At 64.4% G+C, this 25010-nt stretch carries 19 protein-coding genes; 6 read left to right on the top strand and 13 right to left on the bottom strand.

All coding sequences use genetic code 11. The features are described from left to right. Nucleotides 1–19 precede the first annotated feature (19 nt). Complete coding sequence (locus BHE01S_RS02725; RefSeq protein WP_042260315.1) at nt 20–1303, bottom strand: serine hydroxymethyltransferase; 1284 nt, start codon at nt 1301–1303, stop codon at nt 20–22. Nucleotides 1304–1756: 453 nt separating this feature from the next. Here BHE01S_RS02725 and BHE01S_RS02720 point away from each other — a divergent pair, with 453 nt between their 5' ends. Further along, nucleotides 1757–2782, top strand: a complete 1026-nt coding sequence (locus BHE01S_RS02720; protein WP_042260312.1) for a GlxA family transcriptional regulator — start codon at nt 1757–1759, stop codon at nt 2780–2782. Nucleotides 2783–2863: 81 nt separating this feature from the next. Here the strand turns inward: BHE01S_RS02720 and fdhA are convergent, their stop codons facing one another. From fdhA to BHE01S_RS02680, 8 genes are all read right to left on the bottom strand, one after another. Next, a complete protein-coding gene (fdhA, locus tag BHE01S_RS02715) occupies nt 2864–4060 on the bottom strand; it encodes a formaldehyde dehydrogenase, glutathione-independent (RefSeq protein ID WP_042260309.1) in 1197 nt (398 codons plus the stop codon). A 174-nt stretch (nt 4061–4234) separates the two neighbouring features. After that, entirely contained in the window at nt 4235–4732 is a 498-nt protein-coding gene (locus BHE01S_RS02710) for a dihydroneopterin aldolase (RefSeq protein WP_084068498.1), read from the bottom strand. Beyond that, nucleotides 4729–5364 (bottom strand): sarcosine oxidase subunit gamma, encoded by a 636-nt coding sequence (locus BHE01S_RS02705; protein ID WP_042260307.1) that lies wholly within the window; start codon nt 5362–5364, stop codon nt 4729–4731. Before BHE01S_RS02705 ends, BHE01S_RS02710 begins: the two co-directional genes overlap by 4 nt. Further along, on the bottom strand, nt 5354–8362 hold the full coding sequence (locus BHE01S_RS02700) for a sarcosine oxidase subunit alpha family protein (RefSeq protein WP_042260305.1): 3009 nt from the start codon (nt 8360–8362) through the stop codon (nt 5354–5356). Before BHE01S_RS02700 ends, BHE01S_RS02705 begins: the two co-directional genes overlap by 11 nt. After that, nucleotides 8359–8661: a sarcosine oxidase subunit delta gene (locus BHE01S_RS02695; protein WP_042260302.1), complete on the bottom strand. Its 303-nt coding sequence runs from the start codon at nt 8659–8661 to the stop codon at nt 8359–8361. The genes BHE01S_RS02700 and BHE01S_RS02695 overlap by 4 nt, the downstream gene beginning before the upstream one ends. A 70-nt stretch (nt 8662–8731) precedes the next feature. Further along, a complete protein-coding gene (locus BHE01S_RS02690) occupies nt 8732–9976 on the bottom strand; it encodes a sarcosine oxidase subunit beta family protein (protein ID WP_042260300.1) in 1245 nt (414 codons plus the stop codon). A 38-nt stretch (nt 9977–10014) separates the two neighbouring features. After that, nucleotides 10015–11400 (bottom strand): L-serine ammonia-lyase, encoded by a 1386-nt coding sequence (locus BHE01S_RS02685; RefSeq protein ID WP_042260297.1) that lies wholly within the window; start codon nt 11398–11400, stop codon nt 10015–10017. A 203-nt stretch (nt 11401–11603) separates the two neighbouring features. Continuing rightward, nucleotides 11604–12746 carry a porin gene (locus BHE01S_RS02680; RefSeq protein ID WP_042260295.1) on the bottom strand — a complete coding sequence of 381 codons (1143 nt, stop codon included), beginning with the start codon at nt 12744–12746 and terminating at the stop codon, nt 11604–11606. A gap of 346 nt (nt 12747–13092) precedes the next feature. Here BHE01S_RS02680 and betI point away from each other — a divergent pair, with 346 nt between their 5' ends. The 3 genes from betI to betA are packed head-to-tail and all read left to right on the top strand — an operon-like array spanning nt 13093 to nt 16941. After that, entirely contained in the window at nt 13093–13707 is a 615-nt protein-coding gene (gene betI, locus BHE01S_RS02675; protein WP_042260719.1) for a transcriptional regulator BetI, read from the top strand. Nucleotides 13708–13726: 19 nt separating this feature from the next. After that, on the top strand, nt 13727–15196 hold the full coding sequence (gene betB, locus BHE01S_RS02670) for a betaine-aldehyde dehydrogenase (RefSeq protein ID WP_042260293.1): 1470 nt from the start codon (nt 13727–13729) through the stop codon (nt 15194–15196). An 11-nt stretch (nt 15197–15207) separates the two neighbouring features. Continuing rightward, nucleotides 15208–16941: a choline dehydrogenase gene (betA, locus tag BHE01S_RS02665; protein ID WP_042260291.1), complete on the top strand. Its 1734-nt coding sequence runs from the start codon at nt 15208–15210 to the stop codon at nt 16939–16941. Nucleotides 16942–17128: 187 nt separating this feature from the next. Here betA and BHE01S_RS02660 read toward each other — a convergent pair whose 3' ends face one another. The 3 genes from BHE01S_RS02660 to BHE01S_RS02650 form a co-directional block, all read right to left on the bottom strand. Next, entirely contained in the window at nt 17129–18775 is a 1647-nt protein-coding gene (locus BHE01S_RS02660) for an APC family permease (RefSeq protein WP_042260289.1), read from the bottom strand. 99 nt (nt 18776–18874) lie between these two features. Then, a complete protein-coding gene (locus BHE01S_RS02655; RefSeq protein ID WP_245639631.1) occupies nt 18875–19777 on the bottom strand; it encodes a choline ABC transporter substrate-binding protein in 903 nt (300 codons plus the stop codon). Nucleotides 19778–20111: 334 nt separating this feature from the next. Next, a complete protein-coding gene (locus BHE01S_RS02650; RefSeq protein WP_042260285.1) occupies nt 20112–21026 on the bottom strand; it encodes a LysR family transcriptional regulator in 915 nt (304 codons plus the stop codon). A 126-nt stretch (nt 21027–21152) separates the two neighbouring features. Between BHE01S_RS02650 and metE the strand changes: the two genes are divergently transcribed. Then, nucleotides 21153–23477: a 5-methyltetrahydropteroyltriglutamate--homocysteine S-methyltransferase gene (gene metE, locus BHE01S_RS02645; RefSeq protein ID WP_042260283.1), complete on the top strand. Its 2325-nt coding sequence runs from the start codon at nt 21153–21155 to the stop codon at nt 23475–23477. A 218-nt stretch (nt 23478–23695) separates the two neighbouring features. Further along, complete coding sequence (locus BHE01S_RS02640; RefSeq protein WP_042260281.1) at nt 23696–24274, top strand: DUF4142 domain-containing protein; 579 nt, start codon at nt 23696–23698, stop codon at nt 24272–24274. Nucleotides 24275–24328: 54 nt separating this feature from the next. On the opposite strand, the gene BHE01S_RS02635 is transcribed toward BHE01S_RS02640, so the two are convergent. Further along, the gene (locus BHE01S_RS02635; protein WP_042260279.1) at nt 24329–24928 is read right to left on the bottom strand and encodes a TMEM175 family protein; all 600 of its coding nucleotides are present in this window, start codon (nt 24926–24928) and stop codon (nt 24329–24331) included. Nucleotides 24929–25010: the final 82 nt, after the last annotated feature.

Genomic DNA, 25010 nt, shown 5'->3' with positions numbered 1-25010 from the left:
AAGGCGGTAGTGTGAAGAATCAGGCTTGCGTGTAGATCGGGAAGCGCTCGCACAGCGCGAAGATCTCGCGGCGCACGCGCTGCTCGGTGGCGGCGTCGCCTTCGGGATGCGCGCGCAGCGCGTCGAACACTTCCAGAATCAGGCGGCCGATCTCGCGGAATTCGTCCACGCCGAAGCCGCGCGTCGTGCCCGCGGGCGTGCCGAGGCGAATGCCCGAAGTGACCGTGGGCTTTTCGGCGTCGAACGGAATGCCGTTCTTGTTGCAGGTGATGCCGGCGCGCTCCAGCGCCTGCTCGACCTGATTGCCCTTGAGCCCCTTGGGCCGCAGATCGACGAGCAGCAGATGGTTGTCGGTGCCGCCCGTCACGAGGTCGACGCCGCCCGCCTTCAGCACCTCGCCCAGCGCCTTCGCGTTGGCGAGCACGCTGTCGATATAGGTCTTGAAGCCCGGCTCGAGCGCTTCGCCGAACGCCACCGCCTTGCCCGCGATGACGTGCATGAGCGGGCCGCCCTGCAGGCCGGGGAACACGGCCGAGTTGATCTTTTTGGCGATTTCCTCGTCGTTGGTCAGCACGAAGCCGCCGCGCGGGCCGCGCAGCGTCTTGTGCGTGGTGGAGGTGACGACGTGCGCGTGCTCGACGGGGTTCTGATGACGCCCTGCCGCGATGATGCCTGCGATATGCGCCATATCGACCATCAGCTTCGCGCCGACCGAATCGGCGATGGCGCGAAAGCGGGCGAAGTCGAGCGCACGCGGATACGCAGAAAAGCCCGCGATGATGAGGCTCGGCTTGTGCTGCTGTGCGAGCTCCTCGACCTGGTCGTAGTCAATCAGCATGGTTTCGCGGTTCACGCCGTACTGCACGGCGTTGAACCACTTGCCGGAAAGCGCTGGCTTCGCGCCGTGCGTGAGGTGGCCGCCGGCGTCGAGCGACATGCCGAGCACCGTGTCGCCCGGCTTGGCGAGCGCGAGCATGACCGAGCCGTTGGCCTGGGCGCCCGAATGCGGCTGCACGTTGGCGAAGCCGGCATTGAACAGTTGCTTGATACGGCTGATGGCAAGCGCTTCCACCTCGTCGGCGAACTCGCAGCCGCCGTAATAGCGCTTGCCCGGATACCCTTCGGCGTACTTGTTGGTCAGCACCGAGCCCTGAGCCTCGAGAACGGCGCGCGACACGATGTTTTCCGACGCGATCATTTCGACCTGCGACTGTTGCCGTTCGAGTTCTTTCAGGATGCTGCTGCGAACCGCCGAATCGCGCTGCGCGAGCGTTTGCGAAAAGAAAGGTTGAGTGTTCGACATAGGGCTTCCGTGACGATGAATGAAGGACTTCCTGCAATGCTGGAGGCCCCGTCGCGACTGGCTCGAGAGCGGCTTTGAACCCGCTTGACCGGCTGGGGACCGACGGTTCTATTCTTGTCGTTCGAATTGGCGCTCAACGTCGAAATTCAGACGCGTTCTTTTCCTTTTCCGCCATCCGCGTCCAATTTTCACAAGTGGCTGCGCCTCGCGCCCGCTCACGGTGCGCCGTGCCCCATGTTTCCCGATCCGGATTATTTATCGTGCATCGCAGTGCACCAATCCCGCGCCCTTCGTTTTTTCCCGCGTCCGGCTTTTTTGTCCAGATGACTCAGGGTTTTGCCGCATGGCACACTGGACCCGCCAAATTCGAAAATTACGGTAGCGTAGCCGGCTTTCCGGCCTCACCGGGCCTGCACTGGACAGCAGGCAACCGAATTCAAGGAAATGTCCCCCATGCTGCCGGATCGCACAGCGTCGTTAGCGCATTTCGCTTTCATGCCGCTGCCCGACTTCACGATGATCGCGTTCACGAACGCCATCGAAGTTCTTCGTATGGCTAACTACCTGAGCGGGCAGCCGCTTTACAGGTGGTCGATCATTAGCCCGGAGGGCGGCCCGGTCGCGTCGAGCAATGGGCTTTCCATCGACACCGGTCCGGCCGAATGCGTGGGGCAGCCCGATATCGTGTTCGTCTGCGGCGGTATCGACGTGCAGCGCGCCACCACGCCCGCCCATCTCGCTGCGCTGCGCCGCTTCGCGCGCATGGGGGTTGCGCTTGGGAGTCTTTGCACGGGAACCTATGCGCTTGCGAAGTCCGGGCTGCTAGCCGGGTATGCTTGTGCGATTCACTGGGAGAACATGTCGGCGCTGAAAGAGGAGTTTCCGTCCACGCGTTTTCTCAAGGAGCTCTTCGTCATCGACCGCGACCGCGTGACCTGCACCGGCGGCGTCGCCCCGCTCGACATGATGCTGCACCTCATCACGGCGCGCGTGGGGACGGCGCGCGTAACGCAGATCGCCGAGCAGTTCGTGGTCGAGCATGTGCGCGATACGTCCGCTCAGCAGCGCATGCCGCTCGTCGCGCGGCTCGGGTCCGCGAACAAGTCGCTCTTCGAAGTGATCTCGCTCATGGAGAACAATATCGAGGAGCCGCTTTCGCGTGAGGAGTTAGCGCGGCTTGCGAATATGTCGCAACGGCAGCTGCAGCGGCTCTTTCATGAGCATCTCGGCATGACGCCGACTCATTATTATTTGACGCTGCGCTTGCGGCGTGCGCGGGAGTTGCTGCTGCAGACCGATATGTCGATTATGCAGATTACGATGGCTTGCGGGTTTCAGTCCGCTTGTCACTTTAGCAAGAGCTATCGGGATGCGTTTGGGAGTGCGCCTACCGGGGAACGGCGGAAGCGGATTGCGCCGCTTTCTGGTTTGGATGCGCCTCCTGCCGCGGTTCTTGCGCCTGCGACTGTTCACGTCTGAAACTTGTTTTCGCGTCGGCAACGCCTGCGTCCCGACGCGAATTCAAGATACAAACCAACCCGCGGAGGAACCGCAAAAAAATCAAGCCGCCAGCAACCCATGCGGATCAATCACAAACTTCCGCGGCGCCCCGCCATCGAACTTCTTATACCCTTCAGGCGCCTCATCAAGCGAAATAACCGACACATTAACGATCTTGGCAATCGGCAGCCGGTCGAACAAAATCGCCTGCATGAGGTTGCGGTTGTACTTGAGCACTGGCGTTTGCCCGGTATGGAACGTATGCGACTTGGCCCAGCCAAGGCCGAAGCGGATGCTCAGGCTGCCGTGCTGCGCGGCCACGTCGCGTGCGCCCGGATCGTCGGTCACGTACAGCCCCGGAATGCCGATCATGCCCGCGGGCCGCGTAATTTCCATCAGCGAATTGAGCACCGTGGCCGGCGCTTCCTCCGAGTGGCCCGAAGCGCCATGTCCGTGCGCTTCGAAGCCCACGCAATCCACGGCGCAATCGATTTCCGGTTTGCCGAGAATCTGCTCGATCTGCTCTCCGAGCGTCGCATCTTTCGAAAGATCGACCACTTCGAAGCCCATCGCCTTCGCATGCGCAAGACGCTCGGCATTGATGTCGCCGACAATCGTGCAGGCCGCGCCGAGCAGGCGCGCCGATGCCGCCGCCGCCATCCCCACCGGGCCCGCGCCCGCGATATAGACGGTCGATCCCGGCTTTACGCCCGCCGTGACGGCGCCGTGATAGCCCGTGGGTAGAATATCGGAGAGACACGTGAGATCGCGGATCTTCGACATGGCCTGGTCGCGGTCCGGGAACTTCAGCAGGTTGAAATCGGCATACGGCACGAGTACGTATTCGGCCTGGCCGCCAATCCAGCCGCCCATGTCCACATAGCCGTAAGCGCCGCCCGCGCGCGACGGATTCACGTTCAGGCAAACGCCGGTATGCTGCTCGCGGCACATCGCACAGCGCCCGCACGCCACGTTGAACGGCACCGAAACCAGGTCGCCGATCTTCAACGTTTCGACGTCGTTGCCCACCTCCACCACTTCGCCGGTGATTTCGTGCCCCAGCACGAGACCGACGGGCGCCGTCGTGCGCCCGCGCACCATATGCTGGTCGGAGCCGCAGATATTCGTGCTGACCACCTTCAAAATGACACCATGGCCGATCGAGCGCCCGCCCGGATCGACCATCTTCGGATACGCGATCTTCTGCACCTCGACCTTGCCCGGCCCTTGATACACGACGCCTCGATTACCGCTCATCTCGCTGTCTCCTGTTCGATGCAGCTCGCAACGCTGCTTGCTAGTGGCGTTGCCTCGCGCAAACGCCGCGCAAGACAACGATGCTTCGAGCGTAGCCTGCCCGCCGCATACGACGATGTGCAAAAAGCGACGCGCCCTTGCTTTACGCCGACATTCGGCTACGCGTCTTGTCTGCTACGCCTGCCCGCCTCCTTCTGCCCGCATCCATTGCCGATAGTCGGCGCGTGTCCAGTCGAGCGCCACGCCCACGCGCCGAGTACCCGGCCGGATCTTCGGCTTGTGCACCGCGAGCCTGAGCGTTTCCAGCGCCGGCCATTCGCGAAACGAAAACGCAGCCATGTCCGCCACCAGCGTTTCGAGCAGCCGCGTGTGCGGCTTGCGCCCGAGAAAGTCGGCAAGGCGCGTGCAGTAGCCGTCGTAGTCGATCCAGTCGCCGGCTTCGCCCGCCGCACGCTTTTCGCGCGGCATGCATCGATAACCCAGCTCTGCGTCGATCACGAGCGGCTGCGGGGAACCGTGCTCGTGCGGGTAGATGCCGATGCGCGCCGGCACACTCAACGCTTCGACGAATACGCTCCAGCCGCGTCCGCGCGGCTCGTCGTGAGCACCGAGCGCACCGATCGCGCCCAGCGCGCCGAGCGCCGGCTCGAACGCCGCATCGACGATCTTCATGGCGCGACCGACGCCGCGGCGTCGACCATGATGCGGCAGAAATAATCGGCGAAGCTGCGGCGCACGACCATTTCGAAGCGGTCGTCGCCCGTGGGAATGAGCACGATCGAAGCCTTGAAATACACGCTCTGCGCGCATTGACCCGGCTTGAAGAGGCGTGGATGCAGATCGAGCGGGCAGCCGCGCGAGAGCACGTCGCGCGCTCGCGTGCCGTCGATCTCGATCACCGTGTTGCCGCTGCCCACATCCACGGCCGCCGCATATGCGCCGCCGAGCACGGCGGTGAGCTTCGCTTCGAGCATGCCGGTTTGCACCGCAGCGAGCGAGCGCACGAGCCATTCGTCGGGTCCGAGCCAGAGCACGTCGTAGTGGTCGCTGCGCGCGACGGTGTTGGGCGCGGGCGGCGGCTCGCAGCCCACGACGCTTGCGAACGCCGCGACGAACGCCGGGTCGCTCAATTCGCCGCGCACGTTCACGAGGTCGCGGAACGGCAGCTCGCGCATGGCGAACGCCTTCGAGGCGCGCCCTTCCTGCGCCTTGATCAGATCCGTTGCGCCGACGAGCGGCGATTCCAGGCGCACGCCGACGACGCGCTCTGCGACCGGCAGGGGGTCTTTCATTTCATTCAACATGCTGACGCACTCCTTCCGTGTCGTAGAAAATCGGGCTGGCGATCTGCGCCCTCACCCGCCGGCCATCGGCCATGGGAATCACCACGTGCTCACCCATCTTGTTCAAACCGCCCTTCACCACCGCGAGCGCGATGGAGCGCTTGAGAATCGGACTGTAGTAGCTCGACGTCACGTGGCCGATCATCGGCGTCGTGCCGTCGGCGCGCGCTTGCGCATCGGGCGCGACGATCTGGCCGCCTTCAGGCAGCACGTACTGCGCGTCGTCGGTTAGCAGTCCGACGAACTGCTTGCGGTTTTCCTTCGCGGTGTCCGAGCGCTTGAGCGAGCGGCGGCCGAGGAAGTCCTTCGTCTGCGAGACGAGACCGCCCATGCCAAGATCGAAAGGCGTGACCGAGCCGTCCGTGTCCTGGCCCACGATGATGTAGCCCTTCTCCGCGCGCAGCACGTGCATTGTTTCCGTGCCGTACGGCGTGATGTCGAACCCGGCGCCGGCTTCCATCAGCGCTTCCCATACGGCGCGGCCCGCATTGGCCGGCACGTTCACTTCATAGGCCAGCTCGCCCGAGAAGCTGATACGCATGACGCGCGACTTCACGCCCGCGACCGTGCCGTTGCGATACGACATGAACGGGAACGCGGCATTGTCGAAGTCGATGTCCTTGCATACCTTCTGCAGTACCTTGCGGCTCTTCGGGCCGACCACGGCGAAAGTCGCCCAGTGGTCGGTGACGGAGGCAAGACGCACCTTCATGTCGGGCCACTCGGTCTGCAGCCAGCGTTCGAGCCACGTGAGCACGCGCGCCGCGCCGCCCGTGGTGGTGGTCATCATGTAGTGCTGCTCACCGAGGCGCACCGTCACGCCGTCGTCGAACACCATGCCGTTTTCGTCGAGCATCAGGCCGTAACGGCACTTGCCCACTTCGAGCTTGAGCCACGGGTTCGTATAGACCCAGTTGAGCAGCTTTGCCGCGTCGGGGCCTTGAATGTCGATCTTGCCCAGCGTGGATGCATCGAGAATGCCGACGCTGTTGCGCACGGCAAGACACTCGCGCTTCACGGCCGCATGCAGATTCTCCCCGCTCTTCGGGTAGTACCACGGGCGCTTCCAGTTGCCCACGTCCTCGAACTCTGCGCCATGCTGCACGTGCCACTCGTGAATGCAGGTCTTGCGGATGGGGTCGAGCATGTCACCCAGTTCGCGCCCCGCGAACGTGCCGAACGTGACGGGCGTGTAGTTCGGGCGGAACGTCGTCGTGCCTGTTTCGGGAATCGTCTTGCCGAGCGCGCCGGCGAGAATCGCCATGCCGTTGATATTGCCGAGCTTGCCCTGGTCGGTGCCGAAGCCCATGGCCGTATAGCGCTTCACGTGCTCGACCGACTCGAAGCCTTCGCGTGCCGCGAGCAGAATGTCCGCGGCCGAAACGTCGTTCTGGAAGTCGACGAATTGCTTCGGACCGCGCACCGCATCCTTGCGGTTGCCCACGAGCCACAGCGCCTGAAGCGGCGTTTCCTCGACCTCGGCGGCCCTCGGCACGACGGGCCGCTTGAGCGGGAAGCCGAGCGACTTCACCGCGTCGATGCCGCCGTCCACGCCCTGTGTGAGCGCGCGGGCCAGGCCGAATTCGCCCACCGCCGCGCCAACGCTCACTTCCTCCTGCATGCGCTTGCCCGGCATGAAGCACGCCTTCGCGTCGCTCCAGTGCGCCTTGCCGCCCGACTGCGCAAAGAGGTGCAGAACAGGGCTGAAGCCGCCCGACACGGCAACGAGATCGCAAGCGAGCGTAGCCTGCTGCGCGCCGGCTTGCCCGTTCGTGTAGCCGACTACATCGACCGAACTCACACGCTGCTTGCCGTGCGCACAGTTGATGGCCGCGTTGTACATCACCTTCACGCCCTGGCGGCGGGCGGCGGCCTGCAATGCGCCGTTGCCCTGGGTGCGCGCATCGACGACCGTGACGCTCGCACCGCACGCCTTCAGGTCGAGCGCACAACGGTAGCCCGCATCGTTGTTCGTGAACACGACCGCATTACGGCCCGGCAGCACGCCGTAGCGATGGATATACGTCGATACTGCCGATGCCAGCATGATGCCCGGCAGATCGTTGTTGCCGAACACGATGGGACGCTCGTGCGCACCCGTCGCGAGAATCACGCGTTTGGCGCGGATTTTCCACAACAGCTCGCGCGTACCCTGGCGCGTGGAAACCGGCAGATGCTCGGTCAAACGCTGCGTCACCGTCACGAGATTGTGATCCTGATAGCCGAACGCCGTGCTGCGCGACAGGATCTTCACATCGGGCATCTGCTTGAGTTCGGCCTCGATCTTCTCGACCCAGTGGAGCGCGGGGCGGCCATCGATATCGGCCTTGCACGACAGCAGGCTGCCGCCCAGTTCGCGCTGGTCGTCCACCAGGATCACGCGCGCGCCGGTTGCGCCGGCCGTATGCGCGGCCGCGAGACCGGCGGGCCCGCCGCCGATCACGAGCACGTCGCAATGCGCGAAGCATTTGTCGTAGCGGTCGGCGTCGCGCACTTCGGGCGCCTTGCCGAGACCTGCGGCGTCGCGAATCTTTTCCTCGTATTTCGGCCACCATTTGCGCGGCCACATGAAGGTCTTGTAATAGAAGCCCGCAGGCAGAAAGCGCGAGAACTTCTGGTTGATCGCCATGCGGTCGTTTTCCAGGCTGGGCTCGGCGTTCACGCTCGTAGCAATGAGGCCCTGGTACAACTCGACCTCGGTCGCGCGTGCATTGGGCACCGTATAGGCGCCGCGCTCCAGTTGCACGATAGCGTTCGGCTCGGCCACGTCCGCAGTCATGATGCCGCGCGGGCGGTGGTACTTGAAGCTGCGCGCCACGAAATGCACGTCGTTGGCGAGCAGCGCCGAGGCGAGCGTGTCGCCCTGGAAGCCCTGGTACGTGCGGCCGTTGAACGTAAAGTTAAGCGGAATCGCGCGGTTCACGCGCCCACCGGCGCCGAGGCGGTTCTTCTGGCTCATCGCTGCGTGCTCCCTTGCTTGTTGCCCTGCGCTTCGTTTGCCGCGCCGAAGGTCTCGTAACACTGAATCTCGTAGGTGACGGTGTCGCGCGTCGCCTTGAACCAGCGGCGGCAACCCTGCGCGTGCAGCCACTGCTCCTTGTGCACGCCGCGCGGGTTGTGACGCATGAAGAGGTAGTCGCCCCATTCCTCGTCGGTGAGCTTGTCGGTCTCGAGCGGGCGCGCAATGTCGGCTTCGCCGCCGCAGGTGAACTCGATTTCGGCGCGGGGACCGCACCACGGGCATTCAATGATTAACATGTCTGGATCTCCTCTCTCGACCAGAGCTGGCGCTTCGGCGCCTTACTCTGGTCCCATGCAACGAAGTTGCCTAGTGTGCGACAGCGGCTGCGCCGTGCTCGTCGATCAGATGGCCGGTATAGAAGCGGTCCAGCGAGAACGGCGCGTTGAGCGGATGCGGTTCGTCCTTCGCAATGGTGTGAGCGAACACCCAGCCCGAGCCCGGCGTCGCCTTGAAGCCGCCGGTACCCCAGCCGCAGTTGAAATAGAGACCTTTCACGTCGGTCTTGCTGATGATCGGGCAGGCGTCCGGCGAAACGTCGACGATGCCGCCCCACTGCCGGTTCATGCGCACGCGCGAGAACACCGGGAACATTTCGACGATGGCCTGCAACGTGCCCTCGATGATGTGGAAGCTGCCGCGCTGGCCAAAACCGGTGTACTGGTCCACGCCCGCGCCGATCACGAGGTCGCCCTTGTCGGACTGGCTGATATAGGCGTGCACCGCGTTCGACATGATCACGGTGTTCACAACCGGCTTGATCGGCTCCGACACCAGCGCCTGCAGCGGATGACTTTCCAGCGGCAGGCGCACGCCGGCCATGTCCGCGAGCGTCGTGGTGTTGCCCGCCGCCACCACGGCGACCTTCTTCGCCTTGATGAACCCCTTCGACGTATCCACCCCGGTCACGCGCGCGCCGTCGCGGCGAATCCCCGTCACCTGGCAGTTCTGGATGATGTCCACGCCGTGCTGGTCCGCGCCGCGCGCGAAGCCCCACGCCACCGCGTCGTGGCGCGCCACACCCGCGCGGCGCTGGATCGACGCGCCCAGCACGGGGTATCGGCTGTTCAGGTTGATGGTCGGCTCGATTTCCTTGATCTGCTCGGGCGTGAGGAATTCCGCGTCCACGCCGTTCAGGCGGTTCGCGTTCACGCGGCGCTCGGTATCGCGCACGTCCTGCAGCGTGTGCGCGAGATTCATCACGCCGCGCTGGCTGAACATCACGTTGTAGTTGAGGTCCTGCGAGAGCCCTTCCCAGAGCTTCATCGCTTTCTCATAGAGCGCCGCCGACTCGTCCCACAGATAGTTCGAGCGCACGATGGTCGTGTTGCGCGCCGTGTTGCCGCCGCCGATCCAGCCTTTCTCCAGAATCGCGACGTTCTTCACGCCGTGCTCTTTCGCGAGATAGTAGGCCGTTGCGAGACCATGCCCGCCGCCGCCGACGATCACCACGTCGTACTCCTTCTTCGGCTCCGGGCTTCTCCACTGTCGCTCCCAGTTCTCGTGATACGACAACCCGTTGCGGAACAGACTGAATATCGAATAGCGGCTCATCTCGCGGACCCCTTGTTGCGCGTTACCATTAGCTTCCGTTAGCACTCGATGACGTTCACGGCGAGACCACCGCGCGACGTCTCCTTGTATTTCGTCTTCATGTCGGCACCCGTTTCACGCATCGTCTTGATGACGTTGTCGAGCGTGACGTAATGCTCGCCGTTGCCCTTGAGCGCCATGCGCGCGGCATTGATCGCCTTGATTGCGCCCATTGCGTTGCGCTCGATGCACGGAATCTGCACGAGGCCGCCCACGGGGTCGCAGGTCATGCCGAGGTTGTGCTCCATGCCGATTTCGGCGGCGTTTTCCACCTGGCGCGGCGTACCGCCCATGACGGCGGCGAGCGCGGCAGCGGCCATCGAGCAGGCCACGCCCACCTCGCCCTGGCAGCCCACTTCCGCGCCCGAGATCGACGCGGTTTCCTTGTAGATGATGCCGATGGCCGCGGCGGTGAGCAGGAAGTCGGCAATGCCGTCTTCGTTTGCGCCCGCGACGAACTTCACGTAGTAGTGCAGCACCGCGGGAATCACGCCCGCCGCGCCGTTCGTGGGCGCCGTGACGACGCGGCCGCCCGCCGCGTTCTCTTCGTTCACGGCCATGGCGTAGAGATTGACCCAGTCGAGCATGGAGAGCGGATCGCGCAGCGACTCCTCGGAGCGTGAACGCAGATGCACCGAAAGATCGGCTGCGCGGCGCTTCACCTGCATCGGGCCGGGCAGCTCGCCGTGCATCTTGCAGCCGCGCTCCACGCAGGCGGCCATCGCGCGCCAGATCACGAGCAGCCCTTCGCGCACGTTTTCCGGCGAGCGTGCCGCGCACTCGTTCGCAAAGGTGACTTCTGCGATCGAGCGGCCGCTCTCGTTGCACACGCGCAGCAGGTCGTCGCCGGTACGGAACGGATACGGCACGTCGCGACCGCTGCGCACGCCGTTCACGCGATCGCCGTCGCGGTTCACGACAAAACCGCCGCCCACCGAGTAGTACTCTTTTTCGACGAGCAGCTGCCCGTTTTCGTCGAAGGCCTGAAAGCGCATGCCGTTCGGGTGCAGCGTACTGGCGCCGCCCATCGTCTTGCGAAAGAAGCCGACGCACTCCTTTTCGTCGAAGTGGATGGTCTGCTTGCCGAGCAGCACGAGCGTCTTCTCGCGGCGAATGGCGGCGAGGCGCGGCTCGATCTGGTCGGGATCGACCGAGTCGGGCAAGTTGCCTTCGAGGCCGAGCAGCACGGCCTTGTCGGTGCCGTGACCCTTGCCCGTCGCGCCGAGCGAGCCGTACAGCTCGACTTTGACGCGGCGTACAAAGGCGAGCAGATTGGCGTCCTCGACGTGGGACGCGAAACGGCACGCGGCGACCATCGGGCCGACCGTATGCGAACTGGACGGACCGATTCCGATCTTGAACAGGTCGAAAACGCTGACGTTCATCTGACTTCCCTTCGCGCTGAGCGCATGGATGAGCTTGGGTACAAGTAGACCAAAGAGGCCATGGCAGCCGATAGAACAAAAACGCCATCGCCGTTGGACGGCCGCGCCAGCGGGGGCTTGCGCCGACCCTGGCGGGCGCAACGCATGGCCTTTACCGCGGGTTTTCCCGAGGTGTTTGCGGCGAAGAAACGCTCTCCGCCCGCTCAGAACGAGTGGCGCAAGCCAATACGCACGTCGGCCTGCGTCGTGGTGGAAGACGGCGTGAAGCTGTAGCCGATCACTGCATCCACACCCTGCGAGGCCTTGAGCCAGTCGCCCGAGAGATAGACGTCCGTGGTTTTCGAAAGCAGGTAATGCAGCCCCGCCGAAATCTGGTTCCAGTGATGGCCGTCGAAGTGGGTGTACTGGTAGCCGCCCGCCACGCTGAACGCGGGCGTCACCTGCCAGTTCGCGCCGCCCTCGCCCACCTGCATGTGCTCGCTCTGGCCGAACGCCTTGATCTGCGTGTACGTGAAAGCGCCCATGAGCGTGACGTCGCCGATGGCGTAGCTCGCGCCCGCGCCGAAGGTGGCCTGCTTGTCCACGGGGAACGGTGTCTCCGAATAGAGCGAGCTCACCGCGCCCGTAGCAGGGTCGACGCTGACGGTCGGCCTGCCGAAGAACGTGCGCACGCCGATCATGTTGTACGGGTCGAACGCGTAAATGCCCGACGGGTTGTTCAGCTGTGTGTAGGCGGTGCCCATCGCGAACGGGCCGTTCTGGTACTGCGCGCCCACGCTCCAGGCGCTGCCGGTGTGGAAGTCGCCGGGCGTGTTGCTGAACGAGTACATGCCGCCGAACTGGAATCCGCCGAACGTGTTCGACATGAATTTCACGGCGTTCGGCAGATGGTCGCCGTTCATGCGGTCGAAGTCGCCCTGGTTGATCGCGTAGCCGCTCGCCCACGCCGTGACGTTGTAGAGGTAGACGAACTCCTGCGTCATGTCGGCCTGATTGCCGAACGTGAGCGTGCCCCAATCGTTCTGGAGTCCGACATAAGCCAGACGGCCGAAAAGCGAGCCGCCGTTGGCGAGCTGTCCGTTGCCGAGGTGAAAGCCGCTTTCCAGCTGGAACACGGCTTTCAGGCCGCCGCCGAGGTCCTCGGTGCCCTTGAGACCCCAGCGGTTCGCCTGCGCAATGCCATCGTCGAACTTCACTTGATGCGAGCCGCCCGCATTGCTCACGTAGGTCACGCCCGCGTCGACGATCCCGTACAGGGTGACGCTGCTTTGGGCGTGGCTTGCGGTCGAAACAGCGCTCAATGCCGCCGCAATGCCGCTCAGTGCCACCGCATTCAGTTTTCTCATGGTGTCGGGTCTCTCTGGTCTGGCGATACAGGTTGTCGGGCCGCGCCGGGAACGCATGGCGCCTTGCGCGGTGGATCAAAACGTACAAGTCCAAATCTCGCCCGACTTGCGCAGACACGACACGCGCTGGCGCTAACGCGACACGCCAGCGGCAGAAAAACCCCTGTAAAACAGGCGCAACCCGTTATCTGGCCGGGCTTCGTGGGGGTTCCGGAGACGCCATCATCGATAATCCGACGCGGACTTTGTAAAATCCGTCGATCCCGCCATTTCTACGTTTTTATTGATTGAACATTCAATAAAAAATACCTAGAGTGGAAACCTCCCCGAATCGTCCGGAATGACCATGCCCAAGATCGGAATGCGCGACGTGCGCCGCGCGCAACTCATCGACGCCACCCTGCAATCGATCGACGAGTCGGGTCTCTCCGGCACGACGCTCGCCACGGTCGCGCAACACGCGAAGATTTCCACGGGCATCGTCAGTCACTATTTCGGCGGCAAGGACGGTCTGCTCGAAGCCACCATGCGTCACGTGCTGCACGACCTCTGGGAGGCCACGGTGCGGCGTCGCCTCGCCGCGAAAGACGAACCGCGCGCGCGCTTGCGCGCCATCGTCGCGGCCAATTTCGACGTCTCGCAGGTGAACGCGCCCGTCATGAAGACGTGGCTCGCGTTCTGGACCGAGAGCATGCATCAGCCCGCGCTGCGGCGGCTGCAGCGCGTCAACACGCGGCGGCTCCATTCGAACCTCTGCGCGGAGTTCGAGAAGGTGTTGCCAGGCGCTGCGGCGCGGCGCGCCGCAAGCGGACTCGCCGCCCTGATCGACGGCCTCTGGCTGCGCGGCGCGCTCACGGGCGAACCGTTCGACACGAAGGCCGCGCTGCGCGTGGCCAACGACTACATCGACCTGCTGCTCGAGGCGCGCGCCAAGCCGCGCTCAGGCAAGTCGGCCAAATAACCCGGCCCGGAGCCAAGCGATGTCCCTCTTTCCCCTGCAACGCCTCTTCATCGGCGGCGCCTATCGCGACGCCACCAGCGGCGAGACGTTCGACACCTACGATCCCGCCACCTGCGCCAGGCTCGCCACGGTGCAGCAAGCGAGCGCCGCCGACATCGACCGCGCCGTTCAATCGGCGCGAGCCGGCCAGCGCGTGTGGGCCGCCATGACGGCCATGCAGCGCTCGCGCGTGCTGCGGCGCGCGGTCGAGCTGCTGCGCGAGCGCAACGACGAACTCGCGGCGCTCGAAACCCGCGACACGGGCAAGCCCATCGCCGAAACGCGCAGTGTGGACATCGCCACGGGCGCCGACGTGATCGAGTACTACGCGGGCCTCGCACCCGCGCTCGAGGGCCAGCAGATCCCGCTGCGCGAGAGCTCGTTCGTCTACACGCGGCGCGAGCCGCTGGGCGTCACGGCGGGCATCGGCGCATGGAACTATCCGTTGCAGATCGCCTGCTGGAAATCGGCGCCCGCGCTTGCCGCCGGCAACGCGATGATCTTCAAGCCGAGCGAGATCACCCCGCTTTCGGCCACGAAACTCGCGGAGATCTATATCGAGGCAGGCGTGCCGCCCGGCGTGTTCAACGTGGTCCATGGCGACGGCCGCGTGGGCGCCATGCTGAGCGTGCATCCCGGTATCGAGAAGATTTCGTTTACGGGCGGCGTCGAAACGGGCAAGAAGGTCATGGCGGCCGCGGGCGGTTCCACGCTCAAGGAAGTCACAATGGAACTGGGCGGCAAGTCGCCGCTCATCGTCTTCGAAGACGCCGACCTCGAGCGCGCCGCCGATATCGCCGTGACCGCCAACTTCTTCAGCGCCGGCCAGGTGTGCACCAACGGCACGCGCGTGTTCGTCCATCAATCGGTGATTGCCGCATTCGAGGCGCGGGTGCTCGAACGCGTGAAGCGCATCCGCGTAGGCAACCCCACCGATCCCGCCACCAACTTCGGACCGCTCGCGAGCGCCGCGCAGCTCGACAAGGTGCTCGGCTATATCGAAAGCGGCAAGCGCGAAGGCGCGCGGCTGATCGCGGGCGGCGCGCGCCTCACGCAGGGCGGTTTCGCGCACGGGCAGTACGTGCAGCCCACCGTATTTTCCGGTTGCCGCGACGACATGCGCATCGTGCAGGAGGAGATCTTCGGCCCGGTGATGAGCATTCTCGCCTTCGCTAACGAAGCCGAAGTGATCGCACGCGCCAACGAATCGCTGTACGGTCTGGCCGCCGGCGTCGTGACCGAAAGCCTCGCTCGCGCGCACCGCGTCATTCATCGGCTCGAAGCCGGCATTTGCTGGATCAACACGTGGGGCGAGTCGCCCGCCGAAATGCCCGTGGGCGGCTACAAGCAGTCGGGCGTGGGCCGCGAAAACGGCATCACCACGCTCGAGCACTACACGCGCCTCAAATCCGTCCAGGTGGAACTGGGACCGTATCAGCCCGTTTTCTGAGGGAGTCCTGCATGGCAGCGCAAGAGTACGACTACATCATCATCGGCGCGGGATCGGCGGGCAATGTGCTTGCCACGCGCCTCACCGAGGATCGCGACGCGACGGTGCTGCTGCTCGAAGCAGGCGGTCCCGACTACCGTTTCGATTTCCGCACGCAGATGCCCGCGGCGCTCGCCTACCCGTTGCAGGGCCGCCGCTACAACTGGGCCTACGAAACCGATCCCGAGCCGCACATGAACAACCGGCGCATGGAATGCGGGCGCGGCAAGGGCCTGGGCGGGTCGTCGCTCATTAACGGCATGTGCTATATCCGCGGCAACGCGCTCGACTACGACGGCTGGGCCGAACGCAAGGGGCTCGAAAACTGGAGCTATCTGGACTGCCTGCCCTATTTCCGCAAGGCCGAAACGCGCGACATCGGTGCGAACGACTATCACGGCGGCGAAGGTCCGGTTCACGTGAGCACAAGCAAGCCGGGCGTGAACCCGCTCTTCGAGGCGATGATCGAGGCGGGCGTGCAGGCGGGTTATCCGCGCACCGACGACCTCAATGGCTACCGCCAGGAAGGCTTCGGGCCGATGGATCGCACCGTGACGGCCAGGGGCCGGCGCGCGAGCACCGCACGCGGCTATCTGGATCAGGCCAGGCATCGGCCCAACATCGACATCGTCACGCACGCGGTAACGGACCGCATTCTGTTCAGCGGCAAGCGGGCGTGCGGCGTCGTCTTTCTCGACGGGCCCGCGCGCGTGACGCGCTACGCGCGCCGCGAAGTGCTGCTGTGCGGGGGCGCGATCGCCTCGCCGCAGATCCTGCAGCGCTCGGGCGTCGGCCCCGGCGCGTGGCTGCGCGAGCTCGACATTCCCGTTGTGCTCGATCTGCCGGGCGTCGGGCAGAATCTTCAGGATCACCTGGAGATGTACATGCAGTACGCGTGCAAGGAGCCCGTGTCGCTCTACCCCGCGCTCCTGATGCGCAATCAGCCGGCTATCGGCCTTGAATGGATGCTGCGCGGAACCGGCATTGGCGCGAGCAATCATTTCGAGGCGGGCGGCTTCATTCGCACGCGCGACGACGATCCGTGGCCAAACCTTCAATATCACTTCTTGCCCGTTGCGATCAATTACAACGGCAGCAATGCGATCAAGATGCATGGCTTCCAGGCGCACGTGGGCTCGATGCGCTCGCCGAGCCGCGGGCGTGTGAAGCTGCGCTCGCGCGACCCGCGCCAGCATCCGTCGATTCTCTTCAACTACATGGCCGAGGCGCTCGACTGGCGCGAGTTCCGCGACGCGATTCGCATGACCCGCGAGATCATCGCGCAGCCCGCGCTCGACCGGTTTCGCGGACGCGAGTTGAGCCCCGGCGCGGCGCTCGAGACCGACGCCGAGATCGATGCCTTCGTGCGCAACCGCGCGGAAACCGCCTATCACCCGTCGTGTTCCTGTGCGATGGGCTACGACGACATGGCCGTGGTGGATGGCGAAGGCCGCGTGCACGGACTCGACGGCCTGCGCGTGGTGGACGCGTCGATCATGCCGCGCATCATCACCGGCAACCTCAATGCGCCGACCATCATGATCGCGGAGAAGATCGCGGACCGCATACGCGGGCGTGAGGCGCTGGCGCGTTCGAATGCGCCGTATTTCGTGGCGCACGGGGCACCGGCGCGTGGGGCGGATTTTCCTGCACCGGATGGCGCGGCGCATAGGGAGAAAATCCGCGCGCACAGCGTGACGCTTTAAGCAACGCTGATGGGCCGGAGACGGCACGCAAGGATCCGCGGGCCGACTCCGGCTTTTTTTCGGTTTCGTCGAGCATTCAGCGCGCGATCAGTCCGACAAAAAGCACCTCGTCAGGCACACAAAAAAACGCGGCACCGCACGGGCAACCCGCCCGCACGATGCCGCCAACACCAACACTGAAGCCAACTCAGACCAAAGCGGCCAGCCAATGCGAAACCGCAACCGTCAGCGCCGCAGCAATGAGCGCGCCATAAGGCGCAAGATTCAGCCACCGGTTGCGCACCGGCACGCTCACTTCCATATCGAGCGCGCTGCCTGCCGGAAACCGCCCGCGATCCTGCCAGTAGTGCCGGAAAGCAAACACCGGCACGATCAGCAGCATGGCAATGAGGCCATTGCGCAGCGTCCCCTCGCCTTGCAGATTGGCGCCTGCGCCCACGAACACGAGATTCGCATACCCGCACAGCGCACCCAGCGCGAGCAGCCACGTCGGACAACGAAACGGCCGTGCCCACGCGCCGCGATCCATACGATGAATCCAGCCCGACTGCAAATTCAGGAAAACGAACAACATGTAGCAGACGTTCGAGATCGACAGGACCGTCATATAGTCCGACATCGCGAGCAGGATGAGATTGAAACCCAGATCGGTCCACATCGCCGCCGTCGGCGCGCCATGCTCGTTCACGCGCGAAAGGTAGCGCGGCAGCCAGCCGTCCACCGAAGCCTGGTAGAGCGTGCGCGACGAGCCCATCATCGACGTCATCACGATCAGCAAGATGGAGAGCATCAGCATCACCACCACGGCGTTGCCCACCCAGGCGCCGCCGCCCACCATCGCGGCCATCGCGGTGCCCACACCCGTGCCGTCGCCAATACGCGGATCGAGCATCATCGCCGTACCCAGCGAGCCCTGAAACGCGAGCGGAACGAGCGTCATGACGACGAGGCAAAGCGCGCCCGACCAGAATATCGCCCTCGCCGTATCGCGCCGTGGGTCGCGAAACTCGCGCGTATAGCACACCGCCGTTTCGAAGCCGTACGATGCCCATCCCGCCATGAACATCGCGCCCAGCGCCATGACCGCGCCCTGCCCGTTCCAGGCGCCGAACACCGCAGCGGTGAGATTGCCGTGCGCGTCATGCCCGAGCGGCAGCAGCGGAAAAAGATGCTTTGCGGGCACATCGCCCGTGACGAAGGGCACGAGCCCGACGATCAACAGCGGCGTGAGCGACGCAATGCCCAGAATCTTCTGCGTTTTCGCGGCCTTCGACGCGCCGCTGTGCTGAAGCCGGAAGGTGATGAGCAGGAATGCCGCGGCGATCAGGAACGTCGCGTTGATGCGCAGCGTGAGACCTGGCTTGATGAAGTCCAGGTTGGCAAGCGTCCAGTGCCACTGCAGGATCGCCGCTTCGGGCGCAAACAGTGTGGCAAGCGCATAGTTCGCGGCGAGTCCGCAGCCCAGCGCCAGCATGGGCGACCACGCGAGCCAGTTGCACCATACGGAAACCGGCGCGATCAACTTACTGTAACGGACCCAGCCGATTGCTCCGTACACCGAAGCGCCGCCCGACTTGTGCGGAAAGAGCCCGGAGATCTCGGCGTAGGTGGCGCTTTGCACGAGGCCCATCGTAATCGACGCGATCCAGATGGCCCAGGCCGGCTGGCCGATGGTCGCGCAAACGCCGCCGATCGTGAACAGCACGCCCGCGGGCACGCCGCTCGTCACCCAGAATGCATCTCTCCATGTGAGGCCGCGCTGCAGCGCATGGCCATGACCGCCTCGTGCGGCGCTCTCCTGTGCGCCATGCGTACCGATTCCCGCTTGCTCCATCTGCCTCCTCCTCTTTTGAACGCTAATCAACCAATATTGCTGCGCAAATAGGGATGTACCGCAGGGATGTCCGCGGCCTTCGCCGCGGACCAGGGCGCGTCAGTGCACACCCAGCGAGGCGCGCACGGCAGGCAGGCCCGGCTTGCCATCCAGCGTGGTCACGCCGGCGAGCCAGTTGTCGAGCACCTGCGGGTTGCTGCGCAGCCAGTCGGCGGCGGCCTTGTTCGGGTCCTCCTTGTTGGCGATCGGCACCATCAAATGGTTCTCGATGGCGGTCGTGAACTGCAGGTTGGAAACGAATTTCGCCACGTTCGGGCAGCGCGCGGCGTAGTCGGGCGGTTCCGCGGTCAGCACACGCGCCGCGCCATAGTCAGGCCCGAACACCGCATCGCCGCCGGAGAGATAGTCGATCTTCATCTGCACGTTCATGGGATGCGGCTCCCAGCCGAGGAACACGATCCACTGCTTCTCGCGCACGGCACGGTTCACCTGCACGAGCATGCCCGCCTCGCTCGATTCGACGAGCTTGAATTTGCCGAGCCCGTACTGATTCGCGCCGATCATCTTCTGGATCAGCGCGTTGCCGTCGTTGCCGGGTTCGATGCCGTAGATGCGCCCTTGCAGCTTGTCCGCGTATTTCGCGATGTCCTGAAACGATTTGAGGCCGCCCTGATATACGTAATCGGGGACAGCAAGCGTATATTTCGCGCCCGTGAGATTCGGCGTCGCGAGCACCTTGATCGAGCCCGACTTCGTGAACGGCTCGATGATCGGGTCCATGGTCGGCGACCAGTAGCCGAGGAACACATCGATCTGCTTGCTCTTGAGCCCTGCAAACGTGATCGGCACCGAGGCGATCGTCTTGGTCGGCGTATAGCCGAGCGCGCCCAGGATCGTCGACGCCACGCCCGTGGTCGCCGCGATATCGGTCCAGCCGACGTCGGCGAAGCGCACGTCCTTGCACGCGGCGGGATCCGCCGCGTAGGCGCCGGTGCAGAGCATCGCGGCGCACGCGAGCGCGCCTGTCTTAAGCAGGGGGAATCGGCACATCGTCATCTCCTCAGGAATCGAACTGCGTCGCAGGGTCATGAAGCCTCATGACACATGGTTGTCCGGCAAAAAGCCGACCAACGTAGCAATTGCGACGAGCAATTGCGCAGAAGCGACAAACGATTCCAGCGAGCGCCGATGAATAGCGGCTTTAAGTTAATTGAACGATCAATATACGAACTTGCGTCGCGTTCCTTTCATTTTGGAAAGTCATCCGTTGCCGCGAGCGCGCGTGCACTGCGCGGCATCAGCCGCGCACGCGGGGCTGTGGCCAGACCGGGTCGCGTCAGACCGGGTCGCGCAAGACCGGGTCGCGCCAGACCGGGTCGCGCGCGAATTCGACGAAGGATTTCAGGTAGTCGACCACGGCGTCGCCTTCCCGCGTGCCGAGAAAGATCTGCTTCGCGATGCCCTGCTTGCCGAGCTTCACGATCGCAAGCGGCATGCGGTCTGCGTATTCCTCCGCGAGCCATCGCGGCAGCGCAGCCACGCCTCGGTGGCTCGCGACCATCTGCAGCATGATGTCGGTCGTTTCGATCGTCTTTTGACGGCGCGGCGTGATGCTCGCGGGCCGCAGAAACTGATTGTAGATATCGAGCCGGTCGGTATCCACGGGATACGTGATGAGCGTTTCGTCGATGAGGTGCTCGGGCTTCACGTAGCGCACGTTCGCCAGCGGATGGTTTTCCGCGACCACCAGCACCTGTTCGTAGTCGAACACCGGATCGAAGCGCAGTCCGGGCCGGTTGAGGGGATCGGGCGTGACCAGCACGTCGATGTCATAGCCGATCAACGCGCCGATGCCGCCAAACTGGAAACGCTGCTTCACGTCCACGTCGACGTCGGGCCAGCGCGCCAGATACGGCGAGACCACCTTGAGCAGCCACTGATAGCACGGAGCGCATTCCATGCCGATGCGCAAGGTGCCGCGCTCGCCCGCGGCGTACTGCTTCATGCGTTCTTCCGCGAGTTCGAACTGGGGCAAGAGCCGCTCGGCCAGCGAGAGCAGATATTGCCCCGCCTGCGTGAGGCGCAGGCTGCGGCCCTCGCGATCCCAGATTTGCGTACCGAGCTGCTGCTCGATTTTCTTGACCGTATGGCTCAACGCCGATTGCGTGAGAAAGAGGGACTCCGCCGCTGCGGTCAACGAGCCCTGCCGGGCGACTTCGCGGACGATGACGAGATGAACGCGTTCGAGCATCGGGTTTCAGATGAAAGAAACTAATGGATGAATGAAATAATGCCATTATTCTTCATCGACCGATACGTCTATCATCGCTGCCACTCTGGATCGTTTTCAGCACTTTCATTTCGGACGGCACCGCACATGGTCACGACGCACAATCTCGGCTTTCCGCGCATCGGCGCGAAACGCGAACTCAAATTCGGTCTGGAGCGCTACTGGAAGGGCGAATCCTCGCGCGACGAGCTGAAGGCGCTTGGCGCGCAATTGCGCGCGCGCCATTGGGAGAACCAGAAGGGTCTCGACCTCGTGCCCGCTGGCGACTTCGCGTTCTACGACCAGGTGCTCGACATGAGCTTCACGCTCGGCAACCTGCCCGAGCGCGTGCAGGACTTCCACGGCGACAAGCTCGACAACGCCTTTCGCGTGGCGCGTGGCCGCTCGGCCGTGGGCGCCGGGGATCATGCCGCTTGCTGCGGCGCAGTCGCGGCCGGCGAAATGACGAAGTGGTTCGACACGAACTATCACTACATCGTCCCGGAATTCACGGCCGATACGCAGTTCAACCTCGACACCTCGCGTCTTTGCGGGCAGCTGCGCGAAGCCCGCGAACTGGGCGTGAACGCCAAGCCGGTGATCATCGGGCCGCTCACGTACCTGTGGCTCGGCAAGGCCAGGGACGGCTCGGACAAGCTCGCGCTGCTGCCGCGCATCATGCCCGTGTATCGTGCGCTGCTCGACTACTTCCGCGTGATGGACGTCGAATGGGTGCAGATCGACGAGCCGATTCTCGTAACCGAACTCGATCCGGCCTGGCGTGCCGCGTTTGCGACGGCGTATGAAGGGTTCGAGCTGCGCAGCGTCAAGCTGCTGCTGGCCACCTACTTCGGCCAGTTGCAGGACAATCTCGACCTCGCGTGCTCGCTGCCCGTCGACGGTCTGCATATCGACGCGATCAACGCCCGCGCAGAAGTCGCGCTGGCCGCACAAAAGCTGCCGGAGAAGTGCGTGCTTTCGGTGGGCGCGATCAACGGCCGCAACATCTGGAAGACGGATCTGAACGCCACGCTCGACTGGCTCGAGCCGCTCGCGAAGCAACTGGGCGAGCGCCTGTGGATCGCGCCGTCGTGCTCGCTGCTGCACGTACCGGTGGATCTCGAGAGCGAAGTGAACCTCGACGTTGAAATCCGTTCGTGGCTCGCGTTTGCGCTGCAGAAGCTCGACGAGATGAAGGTGCTCGCCACGGCGCTGAATACCGGCCGCGGCCAGGTCGCGGCCGTTCTCGCGGCGAACGCCGCCGCCGTCCAGGCGCGCCGCCAGTCGCCGCGCGTGAACAACCCCGCCGTGAAGGCCGCGATCGCCCGCATCGACGCGCAGCTCGGCAATCGTCAGCACGCCTACGCCGAACGCGCCGCGAAGCAGGCCGCGCGCCTGAAGCTGCCCGCCTTCCCGACCACCACGATCGGCTCGTTCCCGCAGACGGCGCAAATTCGTCAGGCACGAAGCCAGTTCAGGCGCGGCGCGCTCGACGACGCGGGCTACCGGGCCGCCATGCGCGCCGAAATCGAACGCAGCGTGCGCGAACAGGAACAACTGGGGCTCGACGTGCTCGTACACGGGGAAGCCGAGCGCAACGACATGGTCGAATACTTCGGCGAGCAGCTCGACGGCTACGCGTTCAGCCAGTTCGGCTGGGTGCAGTCGTACGGCTCGCGTTGCGTGAAGCCGCCCATTCTGTTCGGCGACATCAGCCGCCCGAAGGCGATGACGGTGGAGTGGATCACCTACGCGCAGTCGCTCACGGACAAGCCCATGAAGGGCATGCTCACGGGCCCGGTGACGATCCTCAACTGGTCCTTCGCGCGTGACGACCAGCCGCGTTCGGTCTCGTGCTACCAGCTCGCGCTCGCCATTCGCGAAGAAGTGCTCGACCTGGAGAAGGCCGGCGTGGGCGTGATCCAGATCGACGAGGCCGCGCTGCGCGAGGGTCTGCCGCTGCGCCGCGCGCAGTGGGGCGAGTATCTGCGCTGGGCCGTGGAATCGTTCCGCATCACGGCGAACGGCGTGGCAGACGACACGCAGATCCACACGCACATGTGCTATTCGGAGTTCAACGACATCATGGCTTCGATCGCCGATATGGACGCGGACGTCATCACGATCGAGACCTCGCGCTCCGACATGGCACTGCTGGACGCATTCGACAATTTCAGGTATCCGAACGAAATCGGGCCTGGCGTGTACGACATTCACTCGCCGAACATCCCGACCGAAGCGCACATCGTGCACCTGATGCAGAAGGCCGCTGGGTGCATTCCTGCCGAACGCCTGTGGGTCAACCCGGATTGCGGTCTGAAGACGCGCCAGTGGGCCGAGGTGATTCCCGCACTGACCAACATGGTGGCTGCCGCGAAGACGCTGCGTAGCCAGGTGCAACAAGGCGCCGAGGCACGCATGACGTCGATGTGAATACGCGGATCGTTATTTCATTCGCATACCCTCTTACCAACCGTTACATAAGCGAGGCAATCGTTTCACCTGAACGGCGAGCGACTCCATAGAATGCGTCAGACCGTTGAGCAGCAAGGCGCCACGCCATGACGGTCGCGCGTAGGGCCGCACGGAAAACCGCATCACGTGCGGCCCAGCGCGCGCAATCGATACCAACTACGCAGAAAGGAGTTCACATGACTCGCCTCTCGCTTGCCTCGCTCATCGCGGCTTCCGCCGCCAGCCTTTGCGCCGTTACGCTGAGCGCCCATGCGCAGACCCCCGCGCCTGCAGCCACTGCGGCGGCTTCTGCCTCGACCCCGGCCGCACCCGGCAAGCTTCACGAAGCCGACAAGGCCTTCATCGCGGACGGTACGCAAACCGTCGCCACGCAGCGCGATGCCGCGCGCATTGCCGACTCGCGCTCGACCGACCGTGAAGTGAAGGCCTTCGCGGAAAAACTGGTGGCCGACTATTCGAAGCTGTCCGACTCGATGCGCGCGGCGAGCCCGCGCGGCGTGGACGTGCCGCGCAACGACCCGGATGCGGCGGTCATCAGCAGCATCAACACGCTGCGCGGCGCGGAGTTCGACAAGACGTACATCGAGCAGGTCGCGCTGGCCGGCCAGCAGAAAACGCTCTCGGCCTTCCAGGCGGAGATCGCCTCGGGCCGCGACGCGGGCCTCAAGAAGGCCGCCACGGAAGGCCTGCCTGTGATCCAGGCCGACTACGCCAAGGCTCAGGAACTCGCGAAGCGCAAGCACCTGGCAGGTTGATGACGATGTGATGCGCGAAGGGGCCGGCCGCATGCGCGCCGGCCCCTTCGCTGTCTACTCTTCCTTCTTTTCTCCGGCAGCGAGGGCGAGCCGCTCCATCCGCCGATCGGGCACGAGCCAAAGCAGCGCGACGATGAAGTAGAACATCGCACCGATGCGCGGATAGCCGAGCGCCGCAAGCGCGAATCCCGCCAGATAAAGCACCGGTGAGATCTTGCCCTTCACGTCGTTGCCCAGCGCGATGGCAAGCGGGCTTTGCGTGCCGTGATAGCGCACGAGCGTAAATTGCAGCACGACATAGGCCAGCGCGCAGAGCAACAGGTTGACGCCGTAGAGCGCGGTCGGCCAGCGCCCGAATTCGTTCTCGCCCATCCAGCCCGTGGTAAACGGCAGCAGCGAAAGCCAGAACAGCAGATGCAGGTTGGCCCAGAGCACCGAGCCGTTCACGCGGCGCGCCACCTGCAGCATGTGGTGGTGGTTGTTCCAGTAGATACCCACGTAGATGAAGCTCAACACGTAGCTCAGATAAACCGGCCAGAGCGGCGCGAGCGCAGCGAGATCGTCGCCATGCGGCACCTTGAGTTCCAGCACCATGATGGTGATGATGATGGCGAGCACGCCATCGCTGAATGCTTCGAGTCGGTTTTTTTCCATCTGCGCAATCGGCCTGCAAGGGATGTAAGGCAAGCGGCAAGTATGGCCGAAGTCGCCGCGCGACGCCACGTATGCGCCAGGG

This window comes from Paraburkholderia heleia NBRC 101817 (assembly GCF_000739775.1).
GTDB lineage: Bacteria > Pseudomonadota > Gammaproteobacteria > Burkholderiales > Burkholderiaceae > Paraburkholderia > Paraburkholderia heleia.
Note: the sequence above shows the minus strand (reverse complement) of the source record. Positions and strands in the feature narration are given on the sequence as shown.